13 protein-coding genes are annotated in these 16,067 nt (G+C 64.5%); all 13 read right to left on the reverse strand.

Going from position 1 to position 16,067, the window contains the following annotated elements; translation table 11 throughout:
* Positions 1–183: 183 nt before the first annotated feature.
* The 13 genes from CKV91_RS08800 to CKV91_RS08860 all read right to left on the reverse strand — a co-directional run bounded on the left by CKV91_RS08800 (position 184) and on the right by CKV91_RS08860 (position 16,004).
* Positions 184–1,170: a DivIVA domain-containing protein gene (locus tag CKV91_RS08800; RefSeq protein ID WP_065860471.1), complete on the reverse strand. Its 987-nt coding sequence runs from the start codon at positions 1,168–1,170 to the stop codon at positions 184–186.
* 93 nt (positions 1,171–1,263) lie between these two features.
* Complete coding sequence (locus CKV91_RS08805) at positions 1,264–1,551, reverse strand: YggT family protein (protein ID WP_021104321.1); 288 nt, start codon at positions 1,549–1,551, stop codon at positions 1,264–1,266.
* A 59-nt stretch (positions 1,552–1,610) separates the two neighbouring features.
* Entirely contained in the window at positions 1,611–2,120 is a 510-nt protein-coding gene (locus CKV91_RS08810; protein WP_021104320.1) for a cell division protein SepF, read from the reverse strand.
* A 349-nt stretch (positions 2,121–2,469) separates the two neighbouring features.
* Entirely contained in the window at positions 2,470–3,642 is a 1,173-nt protein-coding gene (gene ftsZ, locus CKV91_RS08815; RefSeq protein WP_021104319.1) for a cell division protein FtsZ, read from the reverse strand.
* Between the two features lie 299 nt (positions 3,643–3,941).
* Positions 3,942–4,661 carry a cell division protein FtsQ/DivIB gene (locus tag CKV91_RS08820; RefSeq protein ID WP_021104318.1) on the reverse strand — a complete coding sequence of 240 codons (720 nt, stop codon included), beginning with the start codon at positions 4,659–4,661 and terminating at the stop codon, positions 3,942–3,944.
* Positions 4,658–6,073, reverse strand: coding sequence for a UDP-N-acetylmuramate--L-alanine ligase (murC, locus tag CKV91_RS08825; protein ID WP_021104317.1), 1,416 nt, complete (start codon positions 6,071–6,073; stop codon positions 4,658–4,660). The genes CKV91_RS08820 and murC overlap by 4 nt, the downstream gene beginning before the upstream one ends.
* Positions 6,070–7,185 (reverse strand): undecaprenyldiphospho-muramoylpentapeptide beta-N-acetylglucosaminyltransferase, encoded by a 1,116-nt coding sequence (murG, locus tag CKV91_RS08830; protein ID WP_021104316.1) that lies wholly within the window; start codon positions 7,183–7,185, stop codon positions 6,070–6,072. The genes murC and murG overlap by 4 nt, the downstream gene beginning before the upstream one ends.
* Before the next feature lie 34 nt (positions 7,186–7,219).
* The gene (gene ftsW / locus CKV91_RS08835; protein ID WP_036978061.1) at positions 7,220–8,392 is read right to left on the reverse strand and encodes a putative lipid II flippase FtsW; all 1,173 of its coding nucleotides are present in this window, start codon (positions 8,390–8,392) and stop codon (positions 7,220–7,222) included.
* 134 nt (positions 8,393–8,526) lie between these two features.
* Complete coding sequence (gene murD / locus CKV91_RS08840) at positions 8,527–10,029, reverse strand: UDP-N-acetylmuramoyl-L-alanine--D-glutamate ligase (RefSeq protein WP_036957488.1); 1,503 nt, start codon at positions 10,027–10,029, stop codon at positions 8,527–8,529.
* Positions 10,011–11,096: a phospho-N-acetylmuramoyl-pentapeptide-transferase gene (gene mraY, locus CKV91_RS08845; protein ID WP_021105712.1), complete on the reverse strand. Its 1,086-nt coding sequence runs from the start codon at positions 11,094–11,096 to the stop codon at positions 10,011–10,013. The genes murD and mraY overlap by 19 nt, the downstream gene beginning before the upstream one ends.
* Positions 11,093–12,562 carry a UDP-N-acetylmuramoyl-tripeptide--D-alanyl-D-alanine ligase gene (locus CKV91_RS08850; RefSeq protein ID WP_021105713.1) on the reverse strand — a complete coding sequence of 490 codons (1,470 nt, stop codon included), beginning with the start codon at positions 12,560–12,562 and terminating at the stop codon, positions 11,093–11,095. Before CKV91_RS08850 ends, mraY begins: the two co-directional genes overlap by 4 nt.
* On the reverse strand, positions 12,559–14,103 hold the full coding sequence (locus CKV91_RS08855) for a UDP-N-acetylmuramoyl-L-alanyl-D-glutamate--2,6-diaminopimelate ligase (protein WP_095141112.1): 1,545 nt from the start codon (positions 14,101–14,103) through the stop codon (positions 12,559–12,561). The genes CKV91_RS08850 and CKV91_RS08855 overlap by 4 nt, the downstream gene beginning before the upstream one ends.
* Positions 14,104–14,186: 83 nt before the next feature.
* The gene (locus CKV91_RS08860) at positions 14,187–16,004 is read right to left on the reverse strand and encodes a peptidoglycan D,D-transpeptidase FtsI family protein (RefSeq protein WP_065860590.1); all 1,818 of its coding nucleotides are present in this window, start codon (positions 16,002–16,004) and stop codon (positions 14,187–14,189) included.
* Positions 16,005–16,067: the final 63 nt, after the last annotated feature.

Here is a 16,067-nt window from a genome sequence, read left to right on the forward strand (position 1 = left end):
AACACTGCTCCACGACTGATGGCAAATAGTACTCGGCCATGATGGCAATCCCGAACATGGACCCTCATGTCACAGGATGTTCATGTGGGCTTCGCCCACACGACACCAAGGGGTTCCCCAACCATCTGGGGAACCCCGAAGCAGATCAGCGCATCGCCGCTGATCATCAATTACGCATGAGCCTCAGTTGTTGGACCCGTCACGCTGGCCGCGCCCGATGAGCGCATCCAGACGCGGGGTCGCCGAGGCGCCGCGCTCGACACGGTGGTCGGGCTCGAGCAGGTGTGGGGTCTCGGACGGCTCGAAAGCGGCCTGGTCCATACGATCAGCCTGGGTGCGCAGCTGGGAGACGAAAGCTTGACGGTAGTTGGACTCGAACTCACGCAGCCGGTCGACCCGGGCCAGCAGGACGTCACGCTCGGACTCGAGCTGACGGAACAGGTCGTCGCGACGGTTCGCGGCATCGATGTTCACCTGATCGGCATTGGCCTTGGCATCGGACTCAAGCTTCTCGGAGTTGACACGAGCAGCCGACTCGATGCGCTCGGCGCGAGTCTGGGCATCGACGGTGAGCTCGTGAACCTTGCGCTCGGCGACGGCAATCTTGCGATTCGCCTCGTCCTGGGCCTCGGAAACCACTCGCTCGGCGGAAGCAGTGGACAGCTCGATCATTCGCGCAACGGCAGGTGAGGCCTGGGCAGAGGTGGTGACCTCGATCCGCTCAACCTTGCCATCACCCACGAGCTGCGACGTAGCAGGAGCCTCGGTGGCCGAACGTGCCGTGGCAAGCTCACGGCGAGCATCGGACAGCTGCGAGTTCAGGCGTGCATTCTCGTTGCGCAGCTGGGTGAGCTCGGACTCGTACCGTTTGACGGTGCGAGCCTCGTCTCCCCGGCTTCGTTGCGCGGCACGAGCCTCCTCGAGCTGAGCCTTGAGACGCTCAATCTCCTCAGCAAGCTCGGAATCGGGCTCGTCGTATTGGCTGCGGTCATCACTGGACTTGAGGGCCTCGAGCTGAGCCTTGAGACGCTCGCTCTCGTCCGTCATCGCAGCGAAGGTTGCGTCAACGCGATCGACAAAGTCATCAACTTCGGCGGCTCGGTAGCCATCGCCTGGACGACGGGCCATCGGGAATCGGATCCTGCGCACCTCGTCGAGGGTCAGCGTCATTGTGCACTCCAAGAACTCGGGAACGGACGTGGCCGTGACGGATTTGCTCCACCACGAAGCTGTGTCAAGGCTACCCCCCTGAAGTTCACAGCGTCACATGAACCTGATGACGAGAGACTGCGCAATCGACACCAGAATGAAGACGATGATGAAGCCCAGACTGATACCAACTGCACCAATACGCAGTACTGGGATTCGTTTGTCAAAGAATCTGATGGGTGGATCGGTGACGGTGTAGACCGCTTCGAAAAGCACTGCGATCCAGCCACGGGGCTGAAAATCCCGGGAGGCCAGAGGTACCCACGACATGATCATTCGTGCGATGAGAAGTACCAGGTAAATCTGGAGAATGATGTAGAGAATTTTTCCAACGACCGTCATCGACGTCTCACAAAACTGCTCAATGCCTCGACTCAAACCCTGAACGTCGAGTTCAGCCTTTAGGACTGGTTGAAGAACCCTTCGCCCGCAATCCGAGCCTTGTCCTCCGGTGCGACATTGACATTGTGCGGGCACAGCAGGAAGACCTTGCTGGTGACTCGCTCGATCGTTCCACGCAGACCGAAGATGAGACCAGCCGCGAAGTCGACCAACCGTTTGGCGTCGGAATCATCCATCTCGGTGAGGTTCATGATGACCGGAACACCGTCCCGGTACTGCTCACCGATGAGGCGGGCCTCGTTGTAGTTTCGCGGATGAACCGTGAGGATCCGATTGATGTCTGCGATGGAAGGTTCATCGACGACCATGGGACGCTCCTGTTCACGATGCGGAGAGGCAGACATGGGTTCTTGAGGATCGCCGGACGGCATCGAGGTCAGCTGGGAAGGCTCGTACCCATCATCGGAGTAGACCTCTTCGGTCAACTCCTCGTCGCGAAGATCATCATCGTATCGCGCGTCGTCCACCAGACCGACGTATGAGGCAAGCTTCCTGCCGAACCCAGCCATGAGCTCTCCTTCACAACACCACGAATCGAGAATACGTCACTCATCAGGGTGCCACGGTCGAGGCGAACCCGATGACAGTGACACGCAAACACTATCCCACGGGAAACAGCGGGGGCAGTTTTCACCATCATAGTGCCGTCCTTGACACACCGATCGCCCCACCGGGTCACATCACTCCACGGAGCCACACTGGCCGCTCCATCTGCCCATTCCCAGCAGTTGTCCCACGACACCGGCAGGACGGAACGCCAGGTATGCGGATCATGTCCACAATGCCTGACGTTCTGGGATGACCACATGGGGCTGGTCCACGAGCGACAGTCACGCCACGAAAACCCCGAGGGTCGAGTCACTTCATGAAGTCTGGAATGTCCAGATCGTCCTCGGCGACGGGAGGAGTGGACCGCTGTGTGTTCGAGCCCTCCTGGGCACTGTGGGAATCCTGCTCCTCGGCGTGCTGCGGGACCGGACGGGCGATTGCCGTGGTGCCGGATCCAGTCGATGGCCGCGACTGCTGACCGGTGGACCTGTTCTTGAGCCCCGGACGGGCACTGATACCGGGTTGCTTGCGCGGCGGCTGACCGGAATCGAAACCAGCTGCGATGACGGTGATGCGGATCTCGTCGCCCAAGGTGTCGTCGATGATGGTACCGAAGATGATGTTGGCCTCGTCGTCGACCGCCTCCTCGATGAGGCTGGCTGCCGAAGCCACCTCGAACAGCCCCAGATCGGAGCCACCGGCGATCGACATGAGCACCCCATGTGCTCCATCGACCGAGACCTCGAGCAACGGGGAGGAGATGGCCATCTCGGCTGCCATCCGAGCACGGTCCTCACCCGAGGCATGCCCGATACCCATGAGGGCCGAGCCGGCATTCGACATGACGGCCTTGACGTCGGCGAAGTCGAGGTTGATCTGGCCCGGCGTCGTGATGAGGTCGGTGATGCCCGAGACGCCCTGCATGAGCACCTGGTCGGCGACCCGGAAGGCGTCGGTGATGGTGACCTTCTGATCGGCCATCGACAACAGACGGTCGTTGGGGATGACGATGAGGGTGTCGACCTCCTCCGACAGACGGTTGACGCCCTCATCGGCCTGGGTCGAACGTCGATGACCCTCGAAGCTGAACGGGCGGGTGACCACACCGATGGTGAGAGCTCCCAGCGAACGGGCGATCTTGGCGACGACCGGGGCAGCTCCAGTACCCGTGCCACCGCCTTCACCTGCCGTCACGAAGACCATGTCGGCGCCCTTGAGACACTCCTCGATCTCCTCGGAGTGGTCCTCGGCGGCCTGTCGGCCCTTGTCAGGATCGGCTCCGGCACCCAGACCCCGAGTGAGTTCTCGCCCGATGTCAAGTTTGACGTCAGCATCGCTGCTGTTGAGAAGAGCCTGCGCATCCGTGTTGACGGCGATGAACTCGACGCCCTTGAGACCAGCTTCAATCATGCGATTGACGGCATTGCAGCCGCCGCCGCCCACGCCAACGACTCTGATGACCGCGGTGGTTTGACTTGCCACTGGAACCTCAATTCGTAGAGAGCCGATCTTCTTGAAAGGTTATTGACCACCACCGGCTGGTGTCCAACAAAAATAGGGAGTCTCAACCACGGGTTGAGACCTGGCCGGGAGCGCCCATACCCTCCTGCCGCACCCATTGAACCATCGGGGGCAATCACTCAGATCCGATGTCACGGACGCATGACGTGCCCGCCGCGAGAGGAGCTTGAGCGCCACTGATGCCGAGCAATCCTTCTCCGGAGAGCAGAACACGTGCACACCCGAGCCACCCGCCACTGGGGCGGCCTGGAAGGCAGGATCTACCTCGACGTGGGCCGTTGCGGGCTCGAGACGTCGTAAACCTTGGCCTTGACGTTGAGCATTGCCGTCGCCACCTTGGACTTCAGCGCAGACTCATCCGCCGATCCCCAGACGATGGTACCTCCCTTGGCAAGGTGAATCTGGATGGAATCGGTACCTCGGACCTCGATGTGATCGGTCTGGGCACGAATCTCCTTGCTCAATGACGAGGCAACGGTGGCGGCATCGGTACGCATTCGCGGCTTGGACGCATCCAACCTCACGACGAGCAGCTGGGAACTCCTGGTGGCGGACTGATGAAACATCTGCCCATGCTCGTCCACCCAGGTGAAACCGCCATGACCGCTCACCTGGTACACGGGACGTCGCTCGGTGACGGCGATCTGCACCGTGCGCGGCCAGTGCCTGCTCACCGTCACGTCAGCAACGTCCGGCATCGCCGCCACGGACGAAGCCACATGATCCACATCAACCCTGGCCAGCGGAGTTCCGGGGGAAATGCTGGCAGCGTCGCGTACCTGGTCGGCCTTGAGCATCCTGACGCCGGTGACGTCGACGTGCTCGACCGCGAACACCGTGCTGTGACGTACCACGACCACTGCCACGGCCACGAGAACGGCAATCCCCACGGTAACCACGACGGCAGTTCTCCGACGCCGCTGTCGCCGGTGTCGTTTGACGTCGATCGCCCCGGTGATGTCGGTGATCGAGCGGCTCATGCGTCGGTGTCCTGCAACAACGGGAGCAGCAGCGGCCCGATGAGGCTGATGTCACCAGCTCCCAGCGTGATGACGAGGTCGCCGGGGCGCACCCGGCCGGTCAGCACCTCGGGCAACATCGCCTTGTCTGCGACATAGCAGCTCGACCCACCGTGGGAGAGCACGGCATCGTGGACGAGTCGACCGCTCACCCCGGCGATGGACTCCTCCCTGGCCGGGTAGACGTCGGTGACGAAGACCTCGTCGGCCAGGGTGAGGGCGGCGCCGAACCCATCGGCGAAATCCCGGGTTCGGGTGAACAGGTGTGGCTGGAAGCACGCGACGACCCTGCCCTGCTCGGCGACCCGGCGAGCAGCCCCCAGGGTGGCGCGGATCTCGGTGGGATGGTGGGCGTAGTCGTCGAAGACCGACACCCCGCCCCTGCGTCCCAGCAGCTGGAACCGACGCAGCGTCCCGGTGAAATTCCTCGTTCCGGCCAGGACATCTGCCTCTGGGACACCCAACAGGCTGACCGCGCAGTACGCTGCAGCAGCATTGGACAGGTTGTACTGGCCGGGAACATTAAGTTCCAGACGACTCGTGGTGCGGCCATGTGAGATCGTCGCACAACTCGTGGTGCCGTCCAGTACGACGTCGGTGAGACGTACCTCGGCGTCCTCCGACTCCCCGTAGGTGACGACCTGCACCGTCCCGGTCTCCTCCAGTCGGCGAGCCAGTTCGGCGGCCCCCGGATCGTCGACACAGACGATGACGTACCTCACCTGCGGACGGGTGGCCATCGTGACGAATCCGTCGAAGTAACGCTGTGGGGTGCCCCAGTTGTCGAGGTGGTCGGCCTCCACATTGGTGACGATGACGATCTGGCTGGGGTACTGCAGGAAGGACCCGTCGGACTCGTCGGCCTCGACGACGAAGGCATCCCCTCGTCCCAGATGTGCCGAGCGTCCACTGGTGGCCAACGGGGAGCCGATGACGTAGGACGGATCCATGCCGGCGTCGGTGAGGATGCTGGCGATGATGGCGCTGGTCGTCGTCTTACCGTGGGTACCGGCCACCGACACGCCCTGATGGTCGAGCATGAGTGCTGCCAGGGCGGCGCTGCGATGCCAGATCCGCAGACCGAGTCGACGAGCCTCGAGCAGTTCCGGGTTGTCGTCGTGAATGGCCGAGGACACCACAACCGTGCGTGCCCCGTGGACGTGGGAGGGATCGTGCCCCACCCAGGTGTGCACACCCATGGCCTTGAGCGACTCCAGACGGGTCGAGTTCACCTGGTCGGACCCCGACACCTCCGCCCCCAGCTCGGCGTATACTCGCGCCACACCACTCATGCCGGCTCCACCAATGGCGATGAAGTGCACCGGACCGATGGTGCGCGGATCCTCCAGGTGGACGGGCTCGCGAAGGGTCACTTCTTCCTCCTCGTCGCTGCCGAGACAACCGCCTGGGCAAGGTTCTGTGCTGCCTGGGTGGACATGAGGTCGCGTCCGGCCATGGACATCCGGGCCAGTTCGTCAGGGTGGTGGATCCGTGCCACCTCACGCATGAGACGAGTGACATTCAGCTCATCGTCCCTGATGAGCACTCCCCCACCGGCGGCCACGACCGAGGAGGCATTGCGGGCCTGCTCACCATTGCCGTGTGGCAGGGGGACGTAGATCGTGGGAAGACCACACACCGCCGTCTCGACGACCGTGCCAGCACCCGAGCGAGCGACCATGAGATCGGCTGCTGCGTAGGCTCGGGCCATGTCGTCGACGTAGACCACCGGCACCCATCGGGCACCGGTACTGTCATCGGTGTGGGTGCGGGCGTCCGCCACGTTCCTGGGACCCAGCACGTGCAGCACCTGTACTCCGTCGGCGAGCAGCTGGCCACGGGCTTGGACGACCGCGGTGTTCACCGAGACCGCACCCTGGGAGCCTCCGGAGACCAGCAAGGTCGGGCGGTCCTCGTCCAGCCCGAACTCCTTGCGGGTGCGGCGTCGACGGTCAGCTCGATCCCGTTCGTCCAGACTCGCGAGCTCAGCGACATTGTCCCGCAACGGCATACCGATGAACTCAGCACCCGGCAGTGGGGTGTCGGGGAACGCCGTGTACACCCCGGCTGCGAAGCGAGCGGCGACCTTGTTGGCGAGCCCCGGTACCGCATTCTGCTCATGGACGACGACCGGAATGTGTCGCGACCGGGCAGCCAGGTAGGCGGGCATGGAGACGTACCCGCCGAAGCCGACGACGACGTCGGCCTCGCGTGCGTCCAGCACCTCACCAGCACGTCGCACGGCCCCAACCAGGCGCGCGGGCACCTTGACCAGATCGACGGAAAACTTGCGCGGCAGCGGCACGGGGGGAATCATGTCGATCTGCAATCCGGCATCGGGAATGACTCGCCCCTCCAAGCCCTTGGGAGTCCCGATGCACGACACCTGATCGACCTGCGCGATCGTTGCCAGCTGCTGTGCGGTCGCGATGAGTGGTGAGGTGTGTCCAGCAGTGCCACCACCTGCCAGTACCACGTTGACCATGTGTCAGTCCTTCCCCTTCCTGCCCATCGCAGGTTCAGTTGCTGCCGGAATCGTCGACCACCGATGTCACCCTCGGTGGTTTCCTGCGGCGGGTGGCATCCAGGTACCGCTGAGCCGCTGGTTCCCGGCGTGCGCACGAGAGCAGAACACCCATTGCCGCCAGGTTCGACACCAATGCTGACCCTCCGACCGAGATGAATGGTAGGGGCACGCCGATGACCGGCGCCAATGTCAGGGAAACAGCCATGTTGATGAGCGCCTGGACGCCGATCCACGCCGTGATCGTCGCGGCGGCAATGCGCAGGAACTGCGACTGGGAACGCACCGCAACCCGAATCCCCGCCCAGCAGAGCAGGGCGAAGAGGACGATGACCGTCACGGTGCCCACCAGCCCGAGCTCCTCACCGAGCACGGCGAAGACGAAGTCGTTCTGGGCACCGTCGTAGAGCCCGCCCCACTTCTGTTTGGACGCCCCGATGCCAACCCCGCCCAGACCACCGGTGGCCAGGGCATAGGTTGCCGCCAATGGCTGGTCCGAGGTGGTGCTGTCGCTGGAGGGGTCCAGGAAGGTCACGATGCGCTGCATCCGGTAGGGAGCCTGAACGATCATCGCCACGACCCCCACGGCGCCTACGGCCAGCAGGGTGAGGATGTGACGCACCGGCATCCCGCAGACCCACATCTGCACGAGGACGATCGCCGCAAGGATGAGCGCCGTACCAAGGTCCCCTTGGACGAGCACCATGAGGATGACGCTTCCCTGGATGACGAGGAACCAGAAGAAATCCTTGACCTCGCCAATCGTCTCCCGGTGTCGGGCAAGATAGGCCGCGCCGATGAGCACCAGGGAGAACTTGGCGAACTCCGAGGGCTGCACCCCCACCGGCCCCACCGACAACCAGGAGCGGTTTCCCTTCCCGGCATCGTCTCCCACGAACAAGGTCGCGACCAGCATGAGACCGACCACCACCCAGACGATCCCGGCCGTCCGGCGTAGGAACTCCTCGCTGAACCTGCCAAAGACCAATCCGGCAATGATGCCGATGGCCAGGAAACCGAGTTGTCGTTTGGCGAAGTAGTAAGGACTGTTGCCAAGCATCTGTGCGTACACCGATGACGAGGACAGACTCATGAGGGTGCCAATGCCCAACAGCAGCAGGGTGACGACGAGCAGCACGAGGTAGTCGAGCATGGGCTGGGCGAGCAAGGGTTTCCTGCCATCTGAGCGCGCAGATCCGTTGTCCAGCCTCATCCATCGGTACCATCGCGCGATGGCGTTGGAATGGCGTCGGTTGCCAGTCATGTTCCCCATCACCGCACCGTCCGTCGTGTGACTCATCGTCACCGACTCTCCGGCTCGTCGTCCGCACGCGCCGGGCCGAGGGCACAGGCAGCACGGGCGAAGTCGTCCCCACGTACGTCGTAGCCGGTCCAGATGTCCCGACTGGCGCACCCGGGAGCCAGCAGCACGGTGTCGCCGGGGCGGGCCATGCGCGCCGCCTGGGTGACGGCCTCGTCCATGACGGTGCGATCCATGGTGTCCAGGACGACGACCGGCACATCGGGAGCATGTTCGGCAAGGCTCTCGGCAATGCGCTGCCGGTCCACACCCAGCACGACGACTCCACGCAGTCGGTTGGCGTGGGTCTGGACGAGGGTGTCGAAGGAGGTGTCCTTGGCCTGGCCGCCAGCGATCCACACGATCGACTCGAATGCTCGCATGGAGGAGTTCGCGGCGTGCGGATTGGTGGCCTTGGAGTCGTCGACCCAGGTGATGTCACCGCCCTGGTGGACGGTCTCGATGCGGTGCCCGCCCAGGTGCAGGTTCTGCAGCCCCTGGGCCACTGCCTGCGGGCTCACCCCGAAGGACCGGGTGAGTGCAGCAGCGGCCAAGGCATTCTCCACATTGTGCGGGGCAGCTGGCTGGACGTCGGCAACCCTGGCCAGTGGCAGGGCCGAGCTGTGCCGCTCGGCGATGAAGGCTCGGTCGACGATCATGTCGTCCACCACACCGATCATCGAGAGACCGGGGATCCCGTTGCGAAAGCCGATGGCTCGGGCACCCTCGACGACGTCGGCCTCCTCCACCATCTTCTCGGTGGCCGGGTCGTCGTGATTGTAGACGCAGGAGTGCGTCACCTGGTGGAAGATGCGCGCCTTGTCGGCACCGTAGGCCGCGTAGGGGTCGTCGGCATGGGCGTACCACTCCAGATGGTCCTCGTGCAGGTTGAGCACGGCTGCCGAGTGCAGCGCCAGCGACGGCGACCAGTGCAGCTGGAAGCTCGAGAGTTCCACGGCGAAGACGTCGTAGTCCACCTCGTCGGCCATGGCCTCGAGGATCGGCCGCCCGATGTTGCCCACCGCAGCAGCCTTGTATCCACCAGCGATGAGCATCGACTCGGTCATCTGGGTGGTCGTCGTCTTGCCATTGGTACCGGTGATGCCCAGCCAGGGCACGACGCGGTCGGGATGCATGAGACGCCAGGCAAGCTCCGGTTCACCCCACACCGGCACATCGGCAGCCAGGGCCTGGGCGATGAGCGGTTGGGTTGGACGCCATCCCGGCGAGACGATGACGAGATCGGTCCCGGGCGGCAGCTGCGCCGTCGATCCGGCCCCCAGCCGCACCGAGGCGCCCAGGACCTCCAGCAGATTGGCCTTGTCCCGATGGTCGTCGTCATCGCGATCGTCCAGGACGAGCACCGAGGCGTCTAGGTCGAGCAGCGCATCGGCAGCTGCGAAACCAGACACCCCCAGACCAGCAATGACCACCTGCACACTCGACCAGTCGAAGAGCCGGTCGGCCCGGTCAAGATTCACTCCACTCACTGTCCTGCCACCCATTCGCCGTAGAAGATTCCCATGCCTGCTGCCACGAAGAGACCACAGATGATCCAGAACCGGATCACGACGGTGACCTCCTCCCATCCCTTCATCTCGAAGTGGTGGTGTAGTGGCGCCATCTTGAAGATTCGTCTGCCCTGCCCGGTACGTTTCGCGGTGATCTTGAAGACCCCCACCTGCAGCATCACCGAGAGGGTCTCCACGACGAACAGCCCTCCGATGATGACGAGCAGCAGCTCGGTGCGCGACACGACGGCCAGTCCAGCCACCGCACCGCCCAGGGCCAACGATCCGGTGTCACCGAGGAAGATCTTCGCCGGTTTGGCGTTCCACCACAGAAACCCGAAACACGCCCCCGCCAGGGCCAGGGCCACCACTGCAATGTCATAGGGATCGCGCACCTCGTAGCACCGCGACAGACCTGCGGGGGAATGCGAGCACCACTGGTTGAACTGCCAGACACTCAACAAGGTGTAGGCACCGAAGACCATGGCTGCCGATCCGGTCGCCAGTCCGTCCAGGCCATCGGTGAGATTGACGCCGTTGGACGTACCCGCGATGAGGATGATGATCCAGATGACGGCGAGCCAGACCGGCAGCTGGGCCCACGGCAGGTCACGCAGGAACGAGATCGCCGGAGACCCCGGGGTGACGCCGTTCCTGTCGGGGAAGAACAGCACACCGACACCGAAGACGATCGCCACGATCGCCTGCCCGATGAGCTTTCCCCGAGGTTTGAGACCCAGGGATCTCTGTTTGGAGATCTTGGTCCAGTCGTCGAGGAAACCGATGAACCCCATCCCGGCGAACAGCCACAGCACCAACAGGGCCGAGATGCTCGGGGCGGTCATCGTCACCAGATGCGCAATGGTGTACGACAGCAGCACCGAGACGATGATGACGGCACCGCCCATGGTGGGGGTGCCCTTCTTGGTGCGGTGGGTGGTGGGGCCATCGTCACGGATGTACTGCCCGTAGCCGTGGGCGGCCAGGAACTTCACGAACCACCGAGTGCCAACCAAGGGGCCGAGCATGGCCACGGCACCGGCCAGGAGGATCGTCTTCACTGCTGGGCCCCCTGCTCGTGCACGTCGTCGGCAAGAATTCCCTCAGACACCCGCTCCAGCTCCAAGCCACGTGACGCCTTGACCAGGACGACGTCATGCCCGCTCCACCCCACGGCGTCGGCAGCCTCGTCTGCGGTGACGACGCGGGCCCGACCGCCAGCAGAGATGGCTCCGGCAGCAAGGTCCTCGGCGTACTGTCCGATGCACAGGATCTCGTCGAATCCTCGACCCACCGCGAGTTCACCGACGTCGCGGTGACGCTGTGCCGACTGCTCGCCAAGTTCGAGCATGTCGCCCAGCACCGCCACTCCACGGGTGTGCGGATCACTGTCGGCACGTCTGGTGAGGATGTCTCCGACGGTACGCAGTGCGGCCGTCATCGAGTCGGGATTGGCGTTGTAGCAGTCGTTGACGAGCACCAGACCGTCGGAGCGCTCCTCGATCTGCATGCGCAGTGGCGAGCGAGTCGTCGCCTGGCTCAGCGAGCGCGCAATACGCTCTGGATCGGCCTTGCGGTTGGAGGCCCGGGTGAGCGCGCAGGAGGCCGCCGCGGCTGCCGCCACGGCATTGGACACCTGGTGCTCCCCCATGGTGCGCAGACTCACCCGATGAGCACTGTGCCGTCCCTCGATGCGCAGGTGGATCTTGAAGGTGTAGCGGTCGAGGTCATCGGCAGCCAGGTCGGTGGCCCACACCTCGATCTCGGCCTCGGCGTGACGATGCTCCTCGCCCACGCCGAACCAGGCCACGTTGGCTCCGGTGCGCTCGGTCATCGCCGCCACCCGGGGATCGGCTGCGTTGAGCACGGCCCAACAGTCCGGCCGCAGTGCCTCGAGGATCTCGCCCTTGGCCCGGGCGATGGCGTCCTGACTGCCGAACTCACCCAGATGGGCGGTGCCCACGTTGAGCACCATGGCGACGTCCGGGGGAACGACGTTGGTGAGCCGACTGATGTGGCCACTACCACGTGCCCCCATCTCGGAGACGAGGAATGCGGTGTCCCTCTCCACGGCACAGGCCGTGAGGGGTACCCCGATCTCGTTGTTGAACGAGCCGATCGGTGACACCGTGGGGCCCTCGTCCTCCAGCACCTGGGCCAGGAGGTCCTTGGTGCTCGTCTTGCCCGAGGACCCGGTGAGGTCGATGGCTATCATGCCTCGGGACCGCTCTTGGGAGACGACGGAGGCTGCGAGTCTGGCCAACCCCTGCTGGGGATCGGGGACGACGACGTGCGGCAGGTCGGCATCGGTGACATGTTCGGCTAGGACGGCCGCTGCACCTGAGCGCGCAGCGGCATCGGCGAAATCGTGCCCGTCGACCCGCTGGCCCCGGAAAGCGACGAAGAGGCTTCCCGGACATGCCTTCCGGCTGTCGATGACGACGTCGGGACCCACCTCCCGCCTGGGATCACCCACCAGCTGCCCGCCGATGTCCCGTGCGACCTGTTCGACTGTGGTTGTCCTCATGCGACATCTCCAGAATGTTTGTCGGACCTCAGTTGCGCCCACTGTTCTGCGGCAACGGTTCGATCGTCGAAGGGTAGGGTTTCCTCACCGACCTGCTGGCCAGTCTCATGGCCCTTGCCGAGCAGGCAGACGAGATCACGCGGGGTGGCGAGCTCCAGGGCACGTCGGATGGCCTCACGACGCGATCCGCCGTTGATGACCTCGGCGGAACCCACCTGCTGGGCACCGGCCACCACCGCCGCACGAATGCTGGCTGGGTCCTCGGTGCGTGGATTGTCGTCGGTGACGACGACGACGTCGGCCTCCTCGGCGGCTGCCTGCCCCATCGGGGCTCGTTTGGCTGCGTCTCGGTCGCCACCGGCACCCACGACACAGATGACGCGTCCCGCACTGCCGTTGTGCTGGATCCCCTCGCGCGCACCGGCCAGGGCCGAGGAGATCGCCTGGGGGGTGTGGGCGAAGTCGACGAGCACCCCCGGGGCACCCTCGCCCAGGGGGACTCGTTCCATCCGTCCGGGAACCTGGGCATCCTGCAGACCATCGACGACCTCGTCGAAACTCAGTCCGCTGGCCTCAAGCATGGCCAGGGCCATGACGGCGTTGCGTACGTTGTACTCACCCGGGATGCCAAGCCGCATGGTCCGCATTCCCGAGGGGGTGCGGACCTCCACCCGGGAGCCGAGCTGCGTGTCCGGGGTCCACGAGATCACCCGGTAGTCGGATTGCATCGCCACCGATGTGCTGACGACCCGCACCCCGTTCTCCGCGCACCGACGAGCCAGCTCCTGGCCACGGGGGTCGTCGACGTTGATGACGGCGGTACGGGCCAGCTGCGGGGTGAAGAGTCGGGCCTTGGCCTCGAAGTAGTTGTCGAGGGTCTTGTGGAAGTCGAGGTGGTCGCGCCCCAGATTCGTGAAGGCGGCGACGTCGAAGACCGTCGCGTCCACCCGGTGCAGGGCCAGGGCGTGCGAGGAGACCTCCATGACGACGTCGGTGGCACCCCGGTCGGCCATGACACGCAGCAGGGCCTGCAGGTCGGGCGACTCGGGCGTGGTGACGGTGGTGCGACCGCTGGGCAGCTCGGCCCCGTCGATCCGGTAACCGATGGTGCCGATCGTGCCGGGATGACGCCGTGCCGCGCGCAACCCGGCCTCCACGAGGAAGGCCGTCGTCGTCTTGCCATTGGTGCCGGTGATCCCGAACATCGTCATGGATCGGGAGGGATCACCGAAGATGCGAGCGGCTGCTGCTGCCATCGCCGAACGAGGATCGTCGACGACGATCACGGCGAGATCACCACCGCTGGCACCGGGAGTGCCTGCACGGTTGGTGCCCTGGTCATCGCTGTCTGCCCCCTGACCCGCCATGAGGCTGACTCCCTGGGCATCGGTGAGGATGGCAACCGCCCCGGCCCGTCGTGCCTGGTCGGCGAATCGAGCTCCGTGTGACCTGGTTCCGGGCAGTGCGACGTAGAGGTCGCCGGGATGCACCTGGCGAGAATCCAAGGTGATCCCGCAGACCTCATCGGGGTGTGGTCCCATGACGCGGTGCGGGCCCACTGCCGCCAGCAGGTCTGACCATGCCAGCTGGATGGGCTCCTCGGGACGCAGAAGGACTGAATCGTTCACGGCGTGTACTCCAAAGGTTTCTTGGGTGCCTTGGTCCTGGACGGAGGCACCCCGAACTGAGGCAGGGCCACCGACATGATCTGACGGCCCACGGGCAGGGCGATGCCGGATCCCTGGTGGCTCCCCTTGCTGGGATTGTTGATGACGACGTAGGTGAGAATACGGGGGTCCTCGACCGGCCCCACGGTGACGTAGGAGGCAGTGTATCCCCGGTAGCAGTGACACGACGGGTCGATGCGTTCGGCGGTACCCGTCTTGCCTGCCGTCCGGTAGCCGGGCACCTGTCGGTCCGGTGCCAGGGTGACAACCGACTCCATCATGTCCATGACGGTGGACGAGGCCTGCCGGGAGATCACTCGATGAGCCTTCCCGGTGGGAATCTCGACGGTCTCGCCGTTGCCGTCCACCCCAGACTTGAGAATTCGCGGCTGATGGTAGACCCCGCCATTGACGACGGCGGCCACGGCGGCAGCCTCCTGTATCGAGGTGACCGACATGCCCTGACCGAAGGACACCTGGTCACGGGTGTAATCGGCCATCGAGGCGGGAGGAATCGAGCCGGTGGCTTCCCCCGGCAACTCGATTCCGGTGGGCTTGCCCAGGTTGAAGGCCTGGAGGTACTTCGTGAGGGTGGACTTGTCGGTCTGCCGGGTGAGGAGGGTGGTGCCGATGTTGGACGACTTCGCGATGACCCCGCGGGCAGTGAGGTGCAGCGTGTCGTGGTCGAAGGCGTCTTTGATGTGCGAACCACCTGAGGGGAGCGTCCTGGGCACGACGACATGGGTGTCGGCATTGACGATTCCCTGGTCGGCCAGGGCTGCCATGGTGATGACCTTCTGCACCGATCCGGGCTCGTAGTTGTCGGCAATGGCATGGTTGCGCAACTGGTTGGCCTTGGCCCTGCCGTAATCCTTGGGGTCGAATCCGGGGGCCGATGCCATGGCCAGCACCTCACCGGTCTTGACGTCCATGACGATGGCCTGCCCCGATTCTGCCTTGCTGGCATGCATCTGCGCCTCCAGGGCGTTCTGCACCGACAGCTGCAGCTGGGCGTCGAGGGTGAGGGTGTAGGAATTGCCATTTGTGGCCGGGATGAGCGTCTCGTGGCCCAGCGGGATGCGTCCGTAGGTGGAGGCCTCGTAGGACTCCTTGCCCTTGGTTCCGGTGAGCTTCTTGTCGAGGGAGTACTCCAGGCCTGCAGACCCACGCCCTTCCGTGTTGACGAATCCGATGAGGCTGGCGGCCAAGGTTCCCGAGGGGTAGCTGCGTACCGGGTCGTTGGAGGAGAAGACGCCGTACCAGCCGCCGTCCTTCATCTCGGCCTTGATCTGGTCGAAGGTGTAGCTGGGCACCTGGTGCTTGACGATGGAGTATCGGCTGAGTCTGCCTGACTTGTCTTTCTTGGTGAGTGCCTCCCGATAGTCCTCCGGGTACCCACCCAGGTGCTTGGCGAGGATCTTGGCGACGGCCTTGGGGGCGGCAGCTGCCTTGGCCTGTTGGGAGCGACTCATCTCGGCCCGCTCGTCCACACCGTTCCTGCTGATCATCTGCGGATCGACGAAGACGAGCACGGCCGACTCCGACCTGGCCAGGGCAGAACCATTGCGGTCGGTGATGGCACCCCGGTCGGGCAGCAGGTCGTGGGTGTAGCGCATGCGGTCGGCAGCACGCTGAGCCATCTTGGGCGCCTGGATCGCCTGCAGATACACCGCACGTCCGATGAAGATCGCAAAGCTCAGCAGGAGGATGGCCAGGGTGATGACCAGACGACCTCGTTGGCCGCCTGGTCTGCCCTCGTGGAAGAACCGATGGATGACTCCCGGCTCAGAGGTGGAGTCACGAGACGTGGAACGCGGATTCCCTCGACGTGACGTGGG

Source organism: Cutibacterium granulosum (genome assembly GCF_900186975.1).
Classification (GTDB): Bacteria; Actinomycetota; Actinomycetes; order Propionibacteriales; family Propionibacteriaceae; genus Cutibacterium; species Cutibacterium granulosum.